Source organism: Virgibacillus dakarensis, from assembly GCF_900155625.1.
GTDB lineage: Bacteria > Bacillota > Bacilli > Bacillales > Amphibacillaceae > Lentibacillus_C > Lentibacillus_C populi.
The window spans coordinates 766,551-783,912 of record NZ_LT732553.1 but is presented as its reverse complement, the minus strand read 5'-3'; the positions used below and the strand labels follow the sequence as shown (position 1 = coordinate 783,912).

Sequence of the window (17,362 nt, the reverse complement as noted above, 5' to 3'; positions counted from 1 at the left end):
TTATATTACTACAAGATTCAGACATTTCAACCTAACCACTTTACAAATTCTAGTTTTAAAGTAACATGATACTTTTCTAAAAAATTGATTAATTCGGCATATTGTTAACCTTGTCCAGGCCTGCTATGCTAGTATCAAATGAATCATCACCTATCAGATTGGCAAACTCTTAGAAAACGAACAAGATATGTGAATGGACAGCCCAGATGATGGTTAGCATACCTTGTTCAACATCATTGTTGTTTCGCAAGTAGATTTTAAAAATATAAAATCACAAGGAGGAAACAAAATGAGCAGTCGAAAAAGAGTATGGTATGATGAAGCCGGCCGGAAACTGGATCCTGGATTAGTGGAAGAACTACGGTACAAACGAAAAAAAGATCCTTATGAAACAGACGACGAGAACATCCCAGTTATTGTTTATTTTGCGAAGAGCATGGAAAGGAGCAAGGTGGATGATCTTATAAAAACCTGTCATCAGGAAGCGAACAACAAGATTGGCAATGATTTGGGAATGGACAATACGGTCTGTGGTCATCTTACACCAAAAATGATACGGAAAATCAAAGATCATGAAGCAATTGATCGGATCTTTTACGATCGTCAAGTTACAGCCCTGCTTGACATTGCTACGGAACAAATTGGTGCAATTAACGTACAGGAACAGTCCGGTTTTACTGGAAAAGACGTTGGCATTGCCATAATTGATACAGGAATTTTTCCTCATGATGATTTAACAAAGCAAGCGAATCGTATTGTTGCTTTTAAAGATTTTATTAATGATAATAAAGAAGCATATGATGATAATGGACATGGAACGCATTGCGCTGGCGATGCAGCGGGTGATGGCTATCAGTCAGACGGAAAATATACTGGTCCCGCACCAGAAGCATCGCTAATTGGGGTAAAAGTGCTGGATCAGAATGGAAGCGGCAGATTATCGACCATTATAAAAGGCATTTCCTGGTGTATACAACATAAAGAAGACTACAACATCCGGGTCATTTCTCTTTCTTTAGGTGCCGAGGCTTATGAATCCTATCGGGATGACCCGTTAGCCCAAGCAGCTCAAGAAGCATGGCATCAAGGAATTGTTGTTTGTGCTGCTGCCGGGAATGACGGACCAAAGCCTATGACAATCAGTACGCCAGCAATCGATCCGTTCATTATCACTGTTGGATCAGCAGTGGATCAAAATACCGAGTCACGTTCCGACGACGAAATTGCTGATTATTCCAGCCGAGGACCTACAATTGATTCACTGATTAAGCCTGATATTTATGCACCCGGGACCGATATAATTTCGCTGCTGGCACCAGATTCAGAGTTGGAAAAACAAGTGCCGGAACAAATTATCGACGACTATTATTTGCAGCTATCCGGTACGTCGATGGCAACCCCAATATGTGCAGGTGTTGTCGCATTGATGCTTGAGGCAAATCCTGCACTTAGCCCAAACGATGTAAAGAGCATTTTGCAAACTACTGCCCCACCAATGTTTGATGATCATTGGGGATATATTGAAGCAAAAAATGCAGTCGCAATGGCGCAAAATTATGCCCATAACCAGCTTGAGGTTAGTGAGGCGAAGTAAATTATGGTATTAGCGGCCTTCATTTAAATGGAGGCCGTTTTTTTCGTCATATAATTTCCTTGTTGCTGTGCCGAAATGGGTTTTCTTTTTAATACCTTTGCATATTGATCAGCATTGCCGCACCGAGTGCTTAGCCAATTTACCTGATTGCAAGCCCTCTACAATCGGCAAAAGCCCTTCCAAATCAGCTATTTCATAGGTCGGCATTACTTCCCCTTGTTTTAAGCCACCATTACGATTTACCCAGACAGAATCAACCCCTGCCCTTGATGCTCCAAGGATATCAGTCATAAGATTATCCCCTACCATGATCACTTCTTCTTTCTTCGCGGCAAGTCGTTTTAGGGCATAATTAAAAATGGCTGGATCCGGTTTGCCCTTACCAAAAGCACCGGAAACTACAATATGATCAAAATACGTTGCCAATTTTGGTGTCAAACCCAGCTTAGTTTGCTGTAAATCCGGAGAACCATTTGTCAACAGCAGCAACTGGTATTTACCTTTTAGTTGATCCAGTACAGTGTACGTATCTTCAAAAACAAATGGCATTTTCTTACGCATCGTTGGAAATGTTTCCGCGAGCCTAGCCCCGAAACTGGAATCATCAATCCCCATTGCTTTCAAGCCACAGGTCCATGATTCCCGCCGATATGTCGGAACAATTGCCTTTAATTTACGAAACGATTCTCCTTCATCAGCGAAATTTCCCCAAAGTCCTTCAAAAGGATTGATGCCAATATCCTTGGTAAAAGCATATGTATCATAAGAGGCGTACAATTCACGGGCATTTTCCCGCACTTTTTCCTCCAGCAGACCTGAGTCGATATGATATTTTGCTTTTGCCAGTTCACATGTAGCTTTAAACGCTTCTTTAATACTTTTCTTATCCCATAACAATGTATCGTCCAAATCAAATAAAATTGCCTTTACCATTTTCCAGCTCCCTTTCATACCCATTCTTACTTATATAATTCGCTATAAGCTGCGCTGTTTCCTGTTATGTTTACAAAAATAAGTATGGGAAAGGAAATATAGCCTTCATTATAATCACTATTTCCTTTCTTGTCGTCTAGGAAATTATAAAATTTTGCGGCTGTGGATAACTTAATAACCGGATAAGCCACGTCCGGCTCCAGCGCCCAGCGGCTAGTGTGCTTCCTTCACCTCCGTACGATAAGTCAACATCGACTCCCTCCGGTCGTCGTGTTTCCTTTATCTCCTACGGCTCAGTCCAGCACATACGCCGCTAATCGGGCGCTTGCGCCTTTGTTCTTTCTTACCCTTTCCTCGTCTTATAATTAAAAGGGTCAGCAGGATACTTATCAATGTCACCGCTAAAGAGATCTTGAAAAATGGCGGGTAATATACTAATTTAATCTCATTGATCCCATCTTTTATAGGAAACCCCAGGAACGCATAATTCACTTTTTTCAATGGTTGCTGTTCATCATTTATGCTTAACTCCCACCCTTTTTCAAATGGAATCGGCAGCATCATATAGCGATCATTGTTCTGGTTATTATAGGTTATCGTTAATTTATTATCGACCCAGTTCACCTGTGACTTTTTTGTTGCGGTTTTTTTTGCAGTTTCCAATGTATGATAATTTTCTTTATACAATGCAAGGTCTCGCAAAATGTACTTTCCTTTTGGTACACGGATCGAAATCTTATTTGCTTTTGGAACACGAATAACTAGATCATCTACAAAGGTTTTATAGATGGATTGATTATGCTTGCGGGTTGTCCTGTAGTCATTTACTTTTAACGCAAACCCTTGACTTTTGGCCAAACTTTCAAGATGAAAGCTGACGTAATAATCCCTTGTAGCCATATCAGGTTTATCGATAATAAGATCAATTCCTCCCTCTTTTTCATTGACGGACAGTTTATTGTTTTTAAATGATGCACCAACCGTTTCAATCGATGTCTTGTTTATGATGTTAGGTACATCACGCAGGTTAGCGTTTGTTCGGTCCAAATTTGCTACAATAACCCCTTCGAGCATGGCACGTTCTCTTTTTAAAACAGGAGTATTTTTCAGGTCCTTTTCAGAAAAGACTTGCTTTGTTGTGCGTACAAATGGCAATACATTTGAATTTTGATATACAGTATAGTGTTCCGATTCCATTAATTCTTTAAAACCATACGGAACACTCGCTGGGTTGCCTTTTTCCCGTATCATGTATTTGCCTTGAAACAGGCTGTACAAGTTTGCTCGATTTCCCAGTGTCGCATAACGGCTGACACTTTCCCGGCCCATGTCAATATTTAAATCATACAGGTAGAAAAACAGAATATCTTGGTTCAGAATACTTGAATAGGCGCTTATCCCATTAAAGTTTTGAACAATGGGGGTGTTATTTAAGTAACCGACCTTCCAATCAATCCGGTAAAAGGAACCAGCGTCCTGTTCTTTCACTTTTTGCAACAATTCACGTTGTTCTTTTCCATTATATCGATCACTGAGCAAATAGCTTTTGGTAACTTTCTGAACTGATCCCGCCTCTGAAATAGCGTATTGATAAACATTGGCGAGCAGAACACAGGTAAGTAAAACCCCAATGTGTAATAAGAGATACCTTGGCCTGTTTCGCTTCCAAATAAAAAGAAACAGTAGTGTAATGGTTGCAATTAGCAGACATAATATGGAGATGACCGGAAAAGAAGCGATGTGCAGTGACTCATCGAGATAACAAACAACAAGATAAAGGCTGATCACAATAATACTTGATAGCCCAATTCCTTTCTTGCTTATCTTGTTTACATATTGCAACCCTACCGCAACAGCTCCGCCCATCGTGAATGACAGCAGGTATTCCCAGCGATATTGAGGTGCAGAAAAACCATTAAATGCACTTGCCACGAACGGACTAAAGTGAAAAAGAATAAATACAGCACTCATGATGGCAAACAATCGGAAAGTTTTCATTTTATATAAGGAAAATGTAAAAAGAAAAAGTAAAACAAGGGCAGGCACAATAACATAAGCACTTAAAAATAAAATATTATCCGAAAAATCGAAGCTTTTAATGGCGTAAGGATAGGATGGTCGATAATTGTTTAAAAAACCATAAACAGCAGGAATAAATGCCACCGCACTTATACCAAAGCTGATCAGTCCACCACTGACATATAATTTTAATTGACTCCGTCTGCTTGTTTCATTCGACTCCAATTGAATAAGCCATCTAAATATAATATAAATGACAATAAAAATGATATTGACATAAGCAAAGTAAAAATTGTTAAAAAGCGTTATTGCCATAGCAACAATAAACCATCCGACCCGTCCCTCACGGATGATTTTTTCCACGCCAAACACAAGCAACGGAACCCAGAGAAACGCGTCAGAAAAAAACTCCCAATACGTTACGTGACGGTAATACATAATAGATAAACCATATACACCGGCCCCGATAAACGCAGACAGCCAATTACATTTCATATAGCGAAAAACATATGTCGTCATAAAAATAATGAGTGTTAACCGGCAGATGCTTATAAAAACAGCTGCCTTAGCCCAAAAAACAATATCCGGTGTTTCAATCAGGTGAATCCATTCCAATAAAAAAACAATAACTGCAGTGATGATGAATACAAATGACGTCGAGAAGTAAAAGGCTAATTGACTGTATGTCCCGCCACCTAAACCATATTGATACGCGTAAAAGAAATTTCCGCTTGTATATTGCTCATAAAGGAGCTTTTTGAATGTCATCATCTGCTGCAAGCCGTCATTTGGCCCTACCATGTATTGCCCTTGGGTCCATTCCTTCAAAAAAAACAGATGGGCAAGGATTGCAAGAACAAGGCTTGCTCCAAAAAGGATGGAAAGGTTACGTTTTTTTTTCATATCAAATCCCCGTTATTTTTTTAAGATTTTTCCCGTTATTATAAAAGTAAGTGGAGTAGTAATAAAAATAGACAGGATTGGCGCGATTGTACTATCCATTTGGAAATGCTCAACAAACACATACATAAATAAAGAGGAAACGGCTACATTAAAAGCTTGAGTCAAAGGAAATTGCAAAAACTTCGATAACGTTGGTTTCACCATAAACGTAAAATAGGAATTCAGGAAAAATGAAATGATGAAACTAATCAGGAAGCCACAGATATGAGCCATCATATAATTGATTTCCAAAATCGTAAGTAAAAATAAGTAGACGATATAATAATTAGCTGTATTAATGATCCCTACCAGGATAAATTTTATAAACTCTCTGCTGATTACTTTCATTGTTTTCTCCGTTATTTATATTTGTTTCCTGAATGAGATAATGAGGCCGTTTTTTTGTTTCATAATAAATTCTGCCGATATATTCACCGATCACACCAAGGCTGAGCAATTGAACCCCACCAAGGAAAAGCACCGCGGAAATGGTCGTAAAGTAGCCCGGTTCCGTAATGCCATCCCTGATAATCATGATTAAATTAACAAAGATATAAACTAGTGACAGTAATAAAATGAAAGCCCCTGTATAAAAACAAAGTCGAAGTGGTTTGTTATTAAATGAAATGACACCATCAATTCCATAATTAAATAATTTCGAAAATGACCATTTTGACTTGCCGTTTTGTCGTGCAACATTATCATAATAAATAATTTTTTGATTTAAACCAATCCAGGAAAATAACCCTTTGGAAAAACGATTTCCTTCGTTTAACATGAGAAGCGCCTCAACTGCTTTGCGGCTTAATAGTCTAAAATCACCAATTCCATCTCGCAGATCTACCTCGACAATTTTATTGATAATGCAATAGTAAAGAGAAGAGAGACAGGAACGGATTCGACCGTCGCCTTTCCTGTTCCGCTTTGCAATTACCTGGTGATACCCTTCCTCGAATCCTTTAATAAACGGTTTGATCAACGAACAGGGGTGCTGCAAATCTGCATCCATAACGATCGTTGCGTCACCATTAACATGTTGAAAACCGGCCAACAGCGCTACTTCTTTACCAAAATTTCTTGTAAACGAAATATATTTTACCCTTGGGTTATTGGATGCCAGCTTTTTAATATAATGTAACGTATCATCCGTACTGCCATCATTAATAAAAAGAACTTCATAATCATAATGGATGTTTGCAAATTCCTTATCCAACGCTTTATAAATAAGTTCAATGTTACTTGCTTCATTAAAAGAGGGAATGATGATCGAAATGAGACCAGATTTCATTACTGCACCTTCTTTTACTTGGTAAGATAAGAAAGCATATAAATTTAGGCTCTATTCTGCTCTCAGCAGAGTAAGCCACGTCCGGCTCCAGCACTAAAGCTGTAGTGGACTTCCCTCGCCTCCGTACGATAAGTCAACATCGACTCGGGTAAGAAGGAAGGCCGACTAAAAGCGGACTTTGCGTCCAACTCACGTCTACCCCTTTTGCAGGGGCATGTTTCCTTTATCTCCTACGGTAGGAATGTTCGGTTAAAACCGCCGCTTTGCGCGGCAACACCGAACCACCCTGCTTGGCAGGGCGCAGCATATACGCCGCTAAACGGGCGCTTGTGCCTTTGTTCGTAAAATATACTCAATTCTGTACATAAAAGAATTATATCTACAGTGTCTTACTATTCCCTGTTCCTTTTAACATATACAGGATGCGTCCTGCTATTTATGAAGAAATACATTAAGGTTTTCATTCTTATCAACGGTTGCAAGCAGAACATCTTTAACTTTTGCTTTATATGTTAGTGATAACTGATTCAGCAGCCATTCTTCATCCTTTCCAATACTTTGCAATTCTTGATAATCAATTTTTCGATCCTTAATAACTGGCTTAGGGATATGAAAAGGTTTTAATGGATTGGTAAGAGTAGAATGTGTTACAGGCTGGTACTGTGGATATAAAAATATGGAAATCGTTCCTCCAGGTTCCCACAATGCAAGTACTACATTTTGAATATCTTCCGTTTTTTCTTTCCGTAGCTCGGACAATAAAAAATCAATGGAAATACGTGCTTTTTTTAAATTAAGATAATTTATCTTGCCATTTTCGATCAGAGGCATTGGAGCGAGATCAAAAAAATTCCGCAGTGTTCCCCATTTCAAACTCAAAAACACCTCACCAAGATACAAGATAACCAATACGACAATAGTAATCATCGAGCCCTTTAATCCTAACCCTTCGTCCGATAAGGGATGTGCAATAATATTTCCGATTAATAATGCAATGACAAAATCCAAAAATCTTAATTGGGAAATGGACCGCTGTCCCATTAATTTTGCAATGATTACTAAGAAAAAGAACGCGACAACTGCTCTTAACCCCCATTGGACAGTGCTAAGCGACTCTTGGCTGCTAAAGAAGTCCATCAATCTCACACCTTTACCGTTTACTGTTATTATGTTGTGCGATTTCGATGCTATTATAAAATAATAAATAATTTTAACAACTTCTTAATTGAAACATGAATTCGGGTATAACGAGTAAAAAGTCTTGTTATGGAACGGGAAAAGGATGTGGTAAAATGATGGCAAGCAATATAGTCCTTGAAGAGCAGCCTCCATACTCAGCTAGTTCACTACCTGATTATGATGGGCTATGGAAAAAATTAATTGAAGAATTATTTGAAGAATTGATGGAATTTCTTGCTCCTGATTTATACAGGGAGATTGACTTTTCAATAGCACCTGCCAGGTAGATGGTATAGTCGGCGATTTCCTGTACATCAAGCAAGCGTTTTTGCGGTATCAGCGGATAAAGGACTTCTTCTAACACCTTCTCAACCTGTGGAGACTCTCGATCATTTTTACGCTGCGCTCGATCGAATTTTGGATGCACTCGATCGACTTTGCGCTGCTCTCGATCGTTTTTGCAATTAATCCTTCATTAAAAGGGAGTTTTTCAAACATGTCATTATTAGCATTTTCTTTGATCTTTCTGTCTGCGTGTATGCATGCCACATGGAATTACCTGGCTAAGAAATCGGATAGTGGCTCTACCTTTGTTTGGCTTTACCTAACCGTAAGTACTATCGTTTATGCACCTGTTATTATCATTTTCTCTTTCTTCCAGCATTTCAACATCGGCTGGACCGAAGTATTATTTATTATTGGCAGTGCGATCCTCCATTTGGTCTATTCGGTTACGCTGCAGAAAGGATACAAAGTTGGCGATCTTTCCGTCATATATCCCATCGCCCGGGGAACTGGACCGTTACTTGTCGCCATTTTTGCCATTTTTCTGTTTGATGAACAGCTCAATTGGATTGGCGTCGTTGGAGTAGCCTTAATTGTAATAAGTGTCTTTATTCTCTCCGGCGGGTTCCAAGTAATAAAAAAAGCAAATTCACTTCTCCCCATCGGGTATGGATTGTTGATTGGTATAATGATTGCCGGGTATACACTTCTGGATAAAGGTGCAGTCAGTATTGTCTTCGTTTCCCCGCTGCTATTAAATTATGCAAGCATTCTTGGGCAATTTTTGTTATTAAGCCCCGTCGCCAAAAAGCAGTGGAGCCAGGTCAAATCTGATTGGCAACAGCACCGTAAAGAAGCTATTGGCGTCGGCATCTTAAATCCATTGGCGTACATCCTGATTTTGACCACGATGATGTTTACACCAGTCAGTCATGTGGCTCCAGTCCGGGAAGTCAGCATTCTCATTGGTGCGATCATGGGTACCTATCTATTACGTGAAGGATTTGGCATACGCAGGGTCATCGCATCTGGCACGATGGTACTTGGTATCATTGCCTTGACATTGTCTGGCTGATCTTGATCTTTTTACTATCTAATCTGAAAAAAATACGTCTTTAAAATACATCACTTTTCAACAAATCTAATATACATTACATACAACAAATTTGGTTCATTACGATTCATAATGAGTAGGTGATAAAAGAATCATGGATAACGATAAACAGGGAAAGGCATCAAGCTCACAAGTGTGGAATTTTGTTTCGGCTCCCCACTTGCATCCGATGAAGGTTACGATAAATGTAAATCTGCCAATAACTTTTCCGTCTGACTGCAATGCATTTACTAACAAGGAAAGAGGCACTCATCATGGATATGAGTGACCAAACCTGCTCGCAATAACAAGAAAAAAGGAACTCATCATAGATATGAGTGACTAAAATCGTTCGGATCACAGCGAAAAGGCTTTCATTCACACAATTGAACTATCTAAAATAGAAATGGATTTTTACAAATTAGATCTATCACGCATCTGCCAGTCATTTAAATCTATTTTAACGTAGTAAATAGAAACATGGGAATAGTTGTTCTCACATTGCTATTACGTATGTATTTTCTAATGCAATTTGGAGACGATTACGCTGTAAACCTGATAAACCAATAAAAATAGCACGCGAAAATCTATACAATTTCACATGCTATTTAGTTTGTCAATTAGGGTTGCACTCATAAAGTGAACCCGTTAAGATCCTACGATGACCTTTTCCCCATAAATAAAAGTCGTTTTGAAAAACTTCATTTATTAACTGTGCTTTATTACTGCAATCTTTCCAGGAAATCCTTCAATACATGTACAGCCTGTACGCAGTCATTCAAATCCGACCATTCTGCCGGGTTGTGGCTTATCCCTGCTTTACTGCGTACAAATAGCATGGCAATTGGCAGCTTCTCTCCGATAATCATTGCGTCATGTCCAGCTCCGCTTGGCAATTTGTAAGGCTTGATCCTTTTTTCTTTTAACGATTGCTCTAATATATGCTGTGTTTCTTCATGAATTGGGACGGGCTCTACACGCATCTTTTCTGCGTATTCTACTTCAACATGGTGTTCCCCCGCAATTCTTTCACCTAATGTCAGTACACGATTAACAACTTCATCTCTTGTTTCACGGTGGATGTCACGGATATCAACGTAAAATTTGACCTGCCCCGGTATAACGTTAACGCCATTTGGTTCGACTAATTGTTTGCCCACTGTTGCAACAGCTGTTTCACTTATTTGACGAGGCAGCTTATTGATTTCAAAAATAAATTCACTTGCCGCAACCAGTGCATCCTGCCGATCATCCATTGGCGTGTTTCCAGCATGTCCTGCTTCACCTGTTATCGTAAATTCCAGCCAGCACGGGCCGGCAATTCCTGTAACGATACCACATGGCAAGTTTTCTTTCTCCAGACGCCTGCCTTGTTCAATGTGCACTTCAACAAATATATCAAGCTCATCCGGATTTCGCTTAGCCGACTTGTAGCTGTCCACGCTTAATTCCACATCCTGTAATACTTTAGCAAAACTCATACCATCTTTATCAATGAGCTCTAGCTTTGCTTGTAAATCGCCTTTGCCAATCATTGCTTCACTGCCATTTAACCCACCATTGAAACGCGACCCTTCTTCATCAGTAAAAACGACAACCTCAAATGGTTTCTTGGGCTGATAACCCGATTGTTTCCAAGCCTCTACAACTTCCAAGGCCGACAATACCCCAAGTGTTCCATCAAAATGCCCGCCATTTGGTACACTATCGACATGTGAACCACTCATGATGGCGGGTAATTCATTATTCTTCCCTGCTAATCTGCCAATAATATTTCCAGCACCATCTTCGCGTACGGAAAGACCCGCTTCCCGCATCCAGCCAGATACAAGCTCTCGTGCAGCCTTCTCCTCCTTGGAAAATCCGGGGCGATTTGAGCCATTATCATCCGTCAACCCGATTTGAGCTAATGCATCCAATCGCGATGCCAGCCGTTTTCCAGAAACGCCTTCATAATCATATCTATCATTGTAATCTTCCAATAATTTTTCCCGCAATAAAAACTGTTTTTCCTTTTGCATGTATAATCCTCCCCAAATTTCAATATCGCGGTAGTTTATACGATAGTATTTTCCCTAGTTTTGCAGAACCTCTAATCAATCGCTAACCCGTAATCATTGATTTTATTGATGATTACGGGTGTTTTTATTTTATTTTATTGTCATATTTATGTTGACTATGGTTGTATATAACGATATAATGGTAGTATACATAAGGAATCGACAAGAAGGAGGTGCGTGGATGTTTCTCAAAAAAGTGAAAAACAAAAGAACGGGTCGTACTTATTTGTCCATTGTTCATGGCTATCGTGACAAGGTTACCAAAAAATCAAAGTCCAAAACGATTGAATCCCTTGGGTATCTTGATGAATTGGAAAAAAAGTACGATGATCCAATTGCCTTTTTTGAAACAAAGGTAAAACAGATGAATCAACAACAAAATGAAGATAAGTTCACGATGACCTTTCGCGTCAGTAATGAGGATAGGCTCGAAAAGGATGAATCCAACCGAAAGAACTTTGGCTATGCCGCGTTAAGTAAGATCTATCACGAGCTTGGCATCCATACCTTTCTTACAAATCGTCAGCGCCATATCAAAAGTGGCTACGATGCGAACAGCATTATGAAACTTCTTGTATTTGCCCGATTACTTTATCCTGGCTCCAAAAAGAAAACATACGAAAACAAGGACACGTTCTTTGAAAATACTAATTTCTCGTTGGATGATGTCTATCGGTGCTTACCCTTCTTCAACAAACATAAAGATGCACTACAATTATGGATTCATGAACGGATAAAGGAACAATATGACCGAAATACAAGCCTTGTCTATTATGATGTGACAAATTATTACTTTGAAATTGATGATCCTGATGATTTACGAAAAAAGGGAGTTTCTAAAGAACACCGCCCCGATCCAATTGTTCAGATGGGATTATTTATAGACACGAACGGTATTCCCATTACATACGGTCTTCATCCAGGAAACATGCTTGACAAACAAACGTTAATCCCGATGCTTGGAAATATCCAACGTCATTTCTCACTTGGTCGGACAATTGTAGTGGCAGATAAAGGAATGACTACTGGTGACAATATTTGGTACACCCTTTCGGCCAAAAATGGATACGTCCTTAGTTATTCTGTCCGTGGTGCCAATAAGAAATTCAAAGATTATGTCCTTGATCAGAATAATTACCGCACTATTGGTAAAGGTTTCAAAATCAAATCAAGGCTCTATCCACGAGAGATTACCGTCACATCAAGAAATGGGAAGAAACTGAAGAAAAGAGTCGATGAAAAACAAGTTATTTTCTATAGCGAAAAATATGCACAGAAAGCAAAAGCAGATCGTGCTCCTGCGCTGAAAAAGGCGAAAGATCTTATCGATTCTCCTTCTAGGTTTAATAAGGCGACATCTGTTGGTGCTGCCAAATACGTGAAAAATTTGACCTTTGACAAGAAAACAGGCGAGATACTGAAAGATGCCAAAGAGGCACTGCTTCTTGATGAAGAAAAGCTAAGAAAGGAAGAAGCATTTGACGGTTATTATGCCATCATAACCAGTGAGTTTGAAGAATCGGATGAGCGAATCATTGAAATATATAGAGGTCTCTGGAAAATAGAAGAATCATTCAGAGTGACTAAAAGCGATTTGGAAAGCCGACCGGTATACCTATCAAGACCGGAACATATTGAAGCCCATTTCCTTACTTGTTTCGTATCACTCGTAATTGCACGGGTACTGGAACATCGCCTGAAAGGAAAACATTCCATTACAGCTATAATAGAAAGCCTGAAAAAGGCATCGTGTAGCCATATCCAGGAAAATTACTATCTGTTTGATCATTATGACGAAATACTTGCAGCTATTGGAAAAGAATTAAATTTAGATTTTGGGAAGAAATACATGTCTCTAGGGGAAATTAAAAAAATTTTAGGTGAGGTCAAAAAGGGGTAGAAAACACAACAACTTTATGACAAACAGAAACAGCCAAGAAACCAGTATTCACATAGATTCAAGGCTGTTTTTTCATCAATTCAACTGCAAAATTCAGGATACGATAGTATTTTCTTTTACTTTATCAAAAAGAGCCTTAATCCAACAAGAAAAGCAAATTGAATTAAGACCCCTTCGCCTTTAATATTATTCGACTAAATCTGGGAAGTAACAGGCACCACCCATGATTACCAAGACCTAAATCGTAAAAAGTCAGAAGTAGAGTAGAAAACAGGAGTTAGATATTGCCTTCTTGTCCTCGGGTTTCAGGGTTTTCCACCTTACTAAGCCAGACTTGAGGGCAATTCCTCTTCCTGTTCCCCCTCATCAAACCGTACATGAGGTTTTCCCTCATACGGCTTTCCGACGTTCTTCTTTCTTTGGCATTACGTACTTGTCTAACTCGCCAATTTCACTAATTTATATTTGGTCATTTCTATTACCTCGCCCATTTTACTGTGTTTGTGGCGTTTATTTCGTTTCCTGTTCCAAAATATTGTAAGTCGTTCAAGTACATACCAGTCGATACGATTAAGCCATTTCTTAGCTATCGGGGAAGTAAGATAGTAGTTCTTAAACCCTTGCAGCTTTCGATTCAGCCCTATTATGAGATCTTCTATGTCTAGGGACAATTTATTGTTCTTTCCCACATATTCCTTGATCTTCTCTCGCATTTTCTTCATTGCCTTTTTACTCGGTATGTGCGACATCACATGTATTTTGTAACCGCCTTTAATAAGAATAGGGAATTTTCTGTGATGAAGTCCCAAGAAGTCAAATCCATCTGTATTATCCCATATATTGACAAGCCTTGATTTCTCAGGACTAAGTGTAAGGTTCAGTTTCTTCATGATACCTCTTAATACCTGAATACTTTCCAACGCTTGTTGCTTCGTAGAGCACATAATAACAAAGTCGTCTGCATAGCGAACAATTTGCCCCAGGTGTGCAAACTTCTTATTCCAGAGTGAGTCCAATACATTTAGATAGATGTTCGATAATAGTGGCGAGATCACACCACCCTGCGGAACCCCGGTTACAGAATCACGAAAATGGCCATCTTCCATGATTCCTGCTCGCAACCATTTGCGAATGAGTTTTAGTACTCTTCTATCGCTAATTCTCATTTTCACTAGCCTCATCAGTTTATCTTGGTTGATGTTATCAAAATACCCTTTAATATCGGCATCTACCACCCAAGCAGACTTCTTACTGGCTTTCTTGATTTTCGCTATGGCTTGATGGGCATTGCGTTTTGGTCTGAATCCATACGAGCAATCTTGAAAATCTGTTTCGAATATGGGTTCTAGTACCAGTTTTGTTGCCATCTGTGCCACTCTGTCCTTAATGGTTGGGATTCCCAGTGGTCTTGTTTTCCCATTTCCTTTTGAAATATAGGTTCTTCTGACTGGATTTGGACGGAATTGATTTTCCTTTAGTTCAAGGTATAACTCATTTAAGAATTCCCTTTCCCCATAGTCATATACAATCTCATCGATTGTTTGCCTGTCGATTCCACCACTTCCATTCTTGGATTTGACTCTTTTCCATGCTTCCGCCAGTATATCAGGACGATAGATCTTATCATATAGTGCGTGAAATCGTCTCGTAGGACTTTCCTTGGCACAAAGATATAAAGTTGATCGGAGTCGTTGAGCTTTTCCATTGGTGTAGTTAGCCAGTTTTCCGGCATTCACTTACTCGTACCTCCTTTCAAACTTGTGAACGAAGTAGGGTATTGGCTTATGCCGTCCTTCCCTAGACAATGTTGTGTTGTCATCGTCATCATCGGTACTATGACCCCCTCCGACTCCCTCTCAGCCCTTCCACCACTTCACCATCGGCTTATAGGTTTCTGTTTTACTCCGTAGAGTGACCGAGGAGGGTATCCCCAGTTCCGTTAATTACTTTCCTAACATGTCGCTCCCCTTACCCCGAGAGATTCTTCAGTGCTGCTCTTCCAAGTTCTTGACACCTTCCATGGTCTTCTCCTTCCTTTGCCAGGATCGACTTCTCCTTGTCCACGTGTGGGTCTGCTGACGAGGCGGCAGGATTCACTTTTATGTTACGACCTGTTAGGTTGCTCGCACTACTGAGTGTGCTTTGTCACAAGGCTTCAACCTTAGGATTTCTCCACCAGTCACTTGTCAGCTACCAAGCGTCTTGGTACTTACTTGGGTTGGACTTTCACCAACTCGCAATTAACAGCGTGCTGGGCACGCCAAAGGCGTAAGCGCCCGTTTAGCGGCGTATGTGCTGGACTGAGCCGTAGGAGATAAAGGAAACACGACGACCTGAGGGAGTCGATGTTGACTTATCGTACGGAGGTGAAGGAAGCACACTAGCCGCTGGGCGCTGGAGCCGGACGTGGCTTACTCTGCTGAGAGCAGAATAGAGCCTAAATTTTATACTTTTGTATGAAAACAATTTTCCAAAGAAGACAACACCTAACTAGGCCCTTTCGTTACTCATTTTTTTGGAGGGCTTTATTTATTTTTTTATTAACTGTATGATGCCATTTAAGCCGTTTTTTGATCAGAGGGTGAAATATTATATCCCTTCCTTTTTAGGTATTCAATCATTTTTAATTCCTTATTTTTTTGTTCCTTCTTCATATAATTTGCACCTAGTTCTTGATATGGTTCTCCTGTTTTTAGTATATTGAATGCAATGGTTAAAATTAAATGAGCTGAAGCTATCGTTCCTTTTTTCTTGCCTTGTCGCTTGGTAATCCGTTTTCGGTGTGCATTTATTCGATTGTTTTGTCCTGAAGTTCCTAGTACACATTCTACTGCCATTGTTTTTAATGCTTTATTACCTTTTGTTGTTTTACTGGAGTTTTTTTTTCCAGCACTTTCGTTATTTCCCGGACTTACACCAACCCATGATGCCATACGCTTAGAAGAATTCTCCAAAGACAGACATATCAACCCCCAGTTCTGCAACGAAAACAGCTGCTGCATCCTTGTTTACACCAGGAATGGTATCCAGTAATTCAACCTCTTTGCGATAAGGAGTTAAGCATTGGTCAATTTGTTCTTCCAGTTCCTCTATTACTTGTTCTATATAAATCATGTGTTCCCAATGATAGCGCAACATATCGCGATGGTGACGACGTATCCGCCCGTTGACGGTTTCTGCTATTTCAGACAGGCTCGCCTTTACACGCCAATGCACCATCTTCTGAAGGTCCTTCTCTTCTATTTTTTCACCATTAATGATGGCTTCTAAAATTTGACGTCCAGATTGGCCAAAAATGTTGGATAGCACAGAAGTAAGTTTGATATTCGCATCTTGGAGAATTTTGTGGATGCGGTTTTGTTCGGCTGTACGATTATGAACCAACTTTTTTCGATACCGTGTTAGATCCCGCAAATCACGAATATCCTCTGGCGGTACAAAACTGCCTTCAATAAGCCCACACCGTAATAATTGGGCAAGCCATTCGGCATCTTTGAAATCTGTTTTCCTGCCCGGGACGTTTTTTACATGTTTGGCATTGGCAAGCACTAGTTGAAAATTACTTTCTAGAACATTCCACACCGGCTTCCAGTAAACACCGGTACTTTCCATCACAACGTCCGTTACCTGCATGGATGTCAGCCAATCGTTTAATTCTAATAAGCCTTTCGTTGTAGTTCGAAAAGTTTCAATGGACTTTTTTGGCTTTTTATCCAATGGACCGAATAAGACACAAGCGACTACTGTTTTTTGATGCACGTCTAGACCCGCACATCTTTCAATCATTGCTTCCATAGGAGACTCACCTCATCATTAAATTAACAATACAAATGACAGTAATTTTCTTGTAAAACTTTTGTATACGTGCTCGAGGCACAATAGATGGTGCTTCCGTACTGCCACAGCCCGTTTCTTACACAGGGTATCCCCTTTCAGGATCCACCAAAGTATTTTCGACCTGGTCGTATTGTCATTAACTGTATTGCCATAAATCAATGAGATAATCCTCCCATTTAGATTAGAAATTCTTTTTCATCATAGATGGTGGCTGCGCGAATGCGGAGCCATG

General features: G+C 39.7%; 12 protein-coding genes and 1 pseudogene. 3 read left to right on the top strand and 10 right to left on the bottom strand.

The window, feature by feature from the left end; genetic code table 11:
- Positions 1–289: 289 nt before the first annotated feature.
- Positions 290–1,594, top strand: coding sequence for a S8 family peptidase (locus CZ382_RS03905; protein WP_088049911.1), 1,305 nt, complete (start codon positions 290–292; stop codon positions 1,592–1,594).
- A 108-nt stretch (positions 1,595–1,702) separates the two neighbouring features.
- Here the strand turns inward: CZ382_RS03905 and CZ382_RS03900 are convergent, their stop codons facing one another.
- The 6 genes and pseudogenes from CZ382_RS03900 to CZ382_RS24130 form a co-directional block, all read right to left on the bottom strand.
- Positions 1,703–2,527, bottom strand: a complete 825-nt coding sequence (locus CZ382_RS03900; protein ID WP_088049910.1) for an HAD family hydrolase — start codon at positions 2,525–2,527, stop codon at positions 1,703–1,705.
- A gap of 279 nt (positions 2,528–2,806) precedes the next feature.
- Positions 2,807–5,449 carry a YfhO family protein gene (locus tag CZ382_RS03895; protein WP_088049909.1) on the bottom strand — a complete coding sequence of 881 codons (2,643 nt, stop codon included), beginning with the start codon at positions 5,447–5,449 and terminating at the stop codon, positions 2,807–2,809.
- Between the two features lie 12 nt (positions 5,450–5,461).
- A complete protein-coding gene (locus tag CZ382_RS03890) occupies positions 5,462–5,836 on the bottom strand; it encodes a GtrA family protein (RefSeq protein WP_088049908.1) in 375 nt (124 codons plus the stop codon).
- Positions 5,784–6,776, bottom strand: coding sequence for a glycosyltransferase family 2 protein (locus CZ382_RS03885; RefSeq protein WP_088049907.1), 993 nt, complete (start codon positions 6,774–6,776; stop codon positions 5,784–5,786). The genes CZ382_RS03890 and CZ382_RS03885 overlap by 53 nt, the downstream gene beginning before the upstream one ends.
- Before the next feature lie 432 nt (positions 6,777–7,208).
- Positions 7,209–7,913, bottom strand: coding sequence for a DUF421 domain-containing protein (locus tag CZ382_RS03880; RefSeq protein WP_088049906.1), 705 nt, complete (start codon positions 7,911–7,913; stop codon positions 7,209–7,211).
- A 217-nt stretch (positions 7,914–8,130) separates the two neighbouring features.
- Positions 8,131–8,328 (bottom strand): annotated as a pseudogene (locus CZ382_RS24130) (hypothetical protein); the annotation flags it as partial.
- A gap of 123 nt (positions 8,329–8,451) precedes the next feature.
- Here CZ382_RS24130 and CZ382_RS03870 point away from each other — a divergent pair.
- Complete coding sequence (locus tag CZ382_RS03870) at positions 8,452–9,315, top strand: EamA family transporter (protein ID WP_088049904.1); 864 nt, start codon at positions 8,452–8,454, stop codon at positions 9,313–9,315.
- 740 nt (positions 9,316–10,055) lie between these two features.
- Here CZ382_RS03870 and CZ382_RS03865 read toward each other — a convergent pair.
- Positions 10,056–11,354, bottom strand: coding sequence for a M20 family metallo-hydrolase (locus CZ382_RS03865; RefSeq protein ID WP_088049903.1), 1,299 nt, complete (start codon positions 11,352–11,354; stop codon positions 10,056–10,058).
- 220 nt (positions 11,355–11,574) lie between these two features.
- Between CZ382_RS03865 and CZ382_RS03860 the strand changes: the two genes are divergently transcribed.
- Complete coding sequence (locus tag CZ382_RS03860) at positions 11,575–13,293, top strand: IS1634 family transposase (protein WP_088049902.1); 1,719 nt, start codon at positions 11,575–11,577, stop codon at positions 13,291–13,293.
- Positions 13,294–13,730: 437 nt separating this feature from the next.
- On the opposite strand, the gene ltrA is transcribed toward CZ382_RS03860, so the two are convergent.
- From ltrA to CZ382_RS03850, 3 genes are all read right to left on the bottom strand, one after another.
- On the bottom strand, positions 13,731–15,029 hold the full coding sequence (ltrA, locus tag CZ382_RS03855; RefSeq protein WP_088049344.1) for a group II intron reverse transcriptase/maturase: 1,299 nt from the start codon (positions 15,027–15,029) through the stop codon (positions 13,731–13,733).
- A gap of 822 nt (positions 15,030–15,851) precedes the next feature.
- The gene (locus CZ382_RS24125) at positions 15,852–16,226 is read right to left on the bottom strand and encodes a transposase (protein ID WP_235000388.1); all 375 of its coding nucleotides are present in this window, start codon (positions 16,224–16,226) and stop codon (positions 15,852–15,854) included.
- 4 nt (positions 16,227–16,230) lie between these two features.
- Positions 16,231–17,088 carry an IS110 family RNA-guided transposase gene (locus tag CZ382_RS03850; protein WP_235000387.1) on the bottom strand — a complete coding sequence of 286 codons (858 nt, stop codon included), beginning with the start codon at positions 17,086–17,088 and terminating at the stop codon, positions 16,231–16,233.
- Positions 17,089–17,362 lie beyond the last annotated feature (274 nt).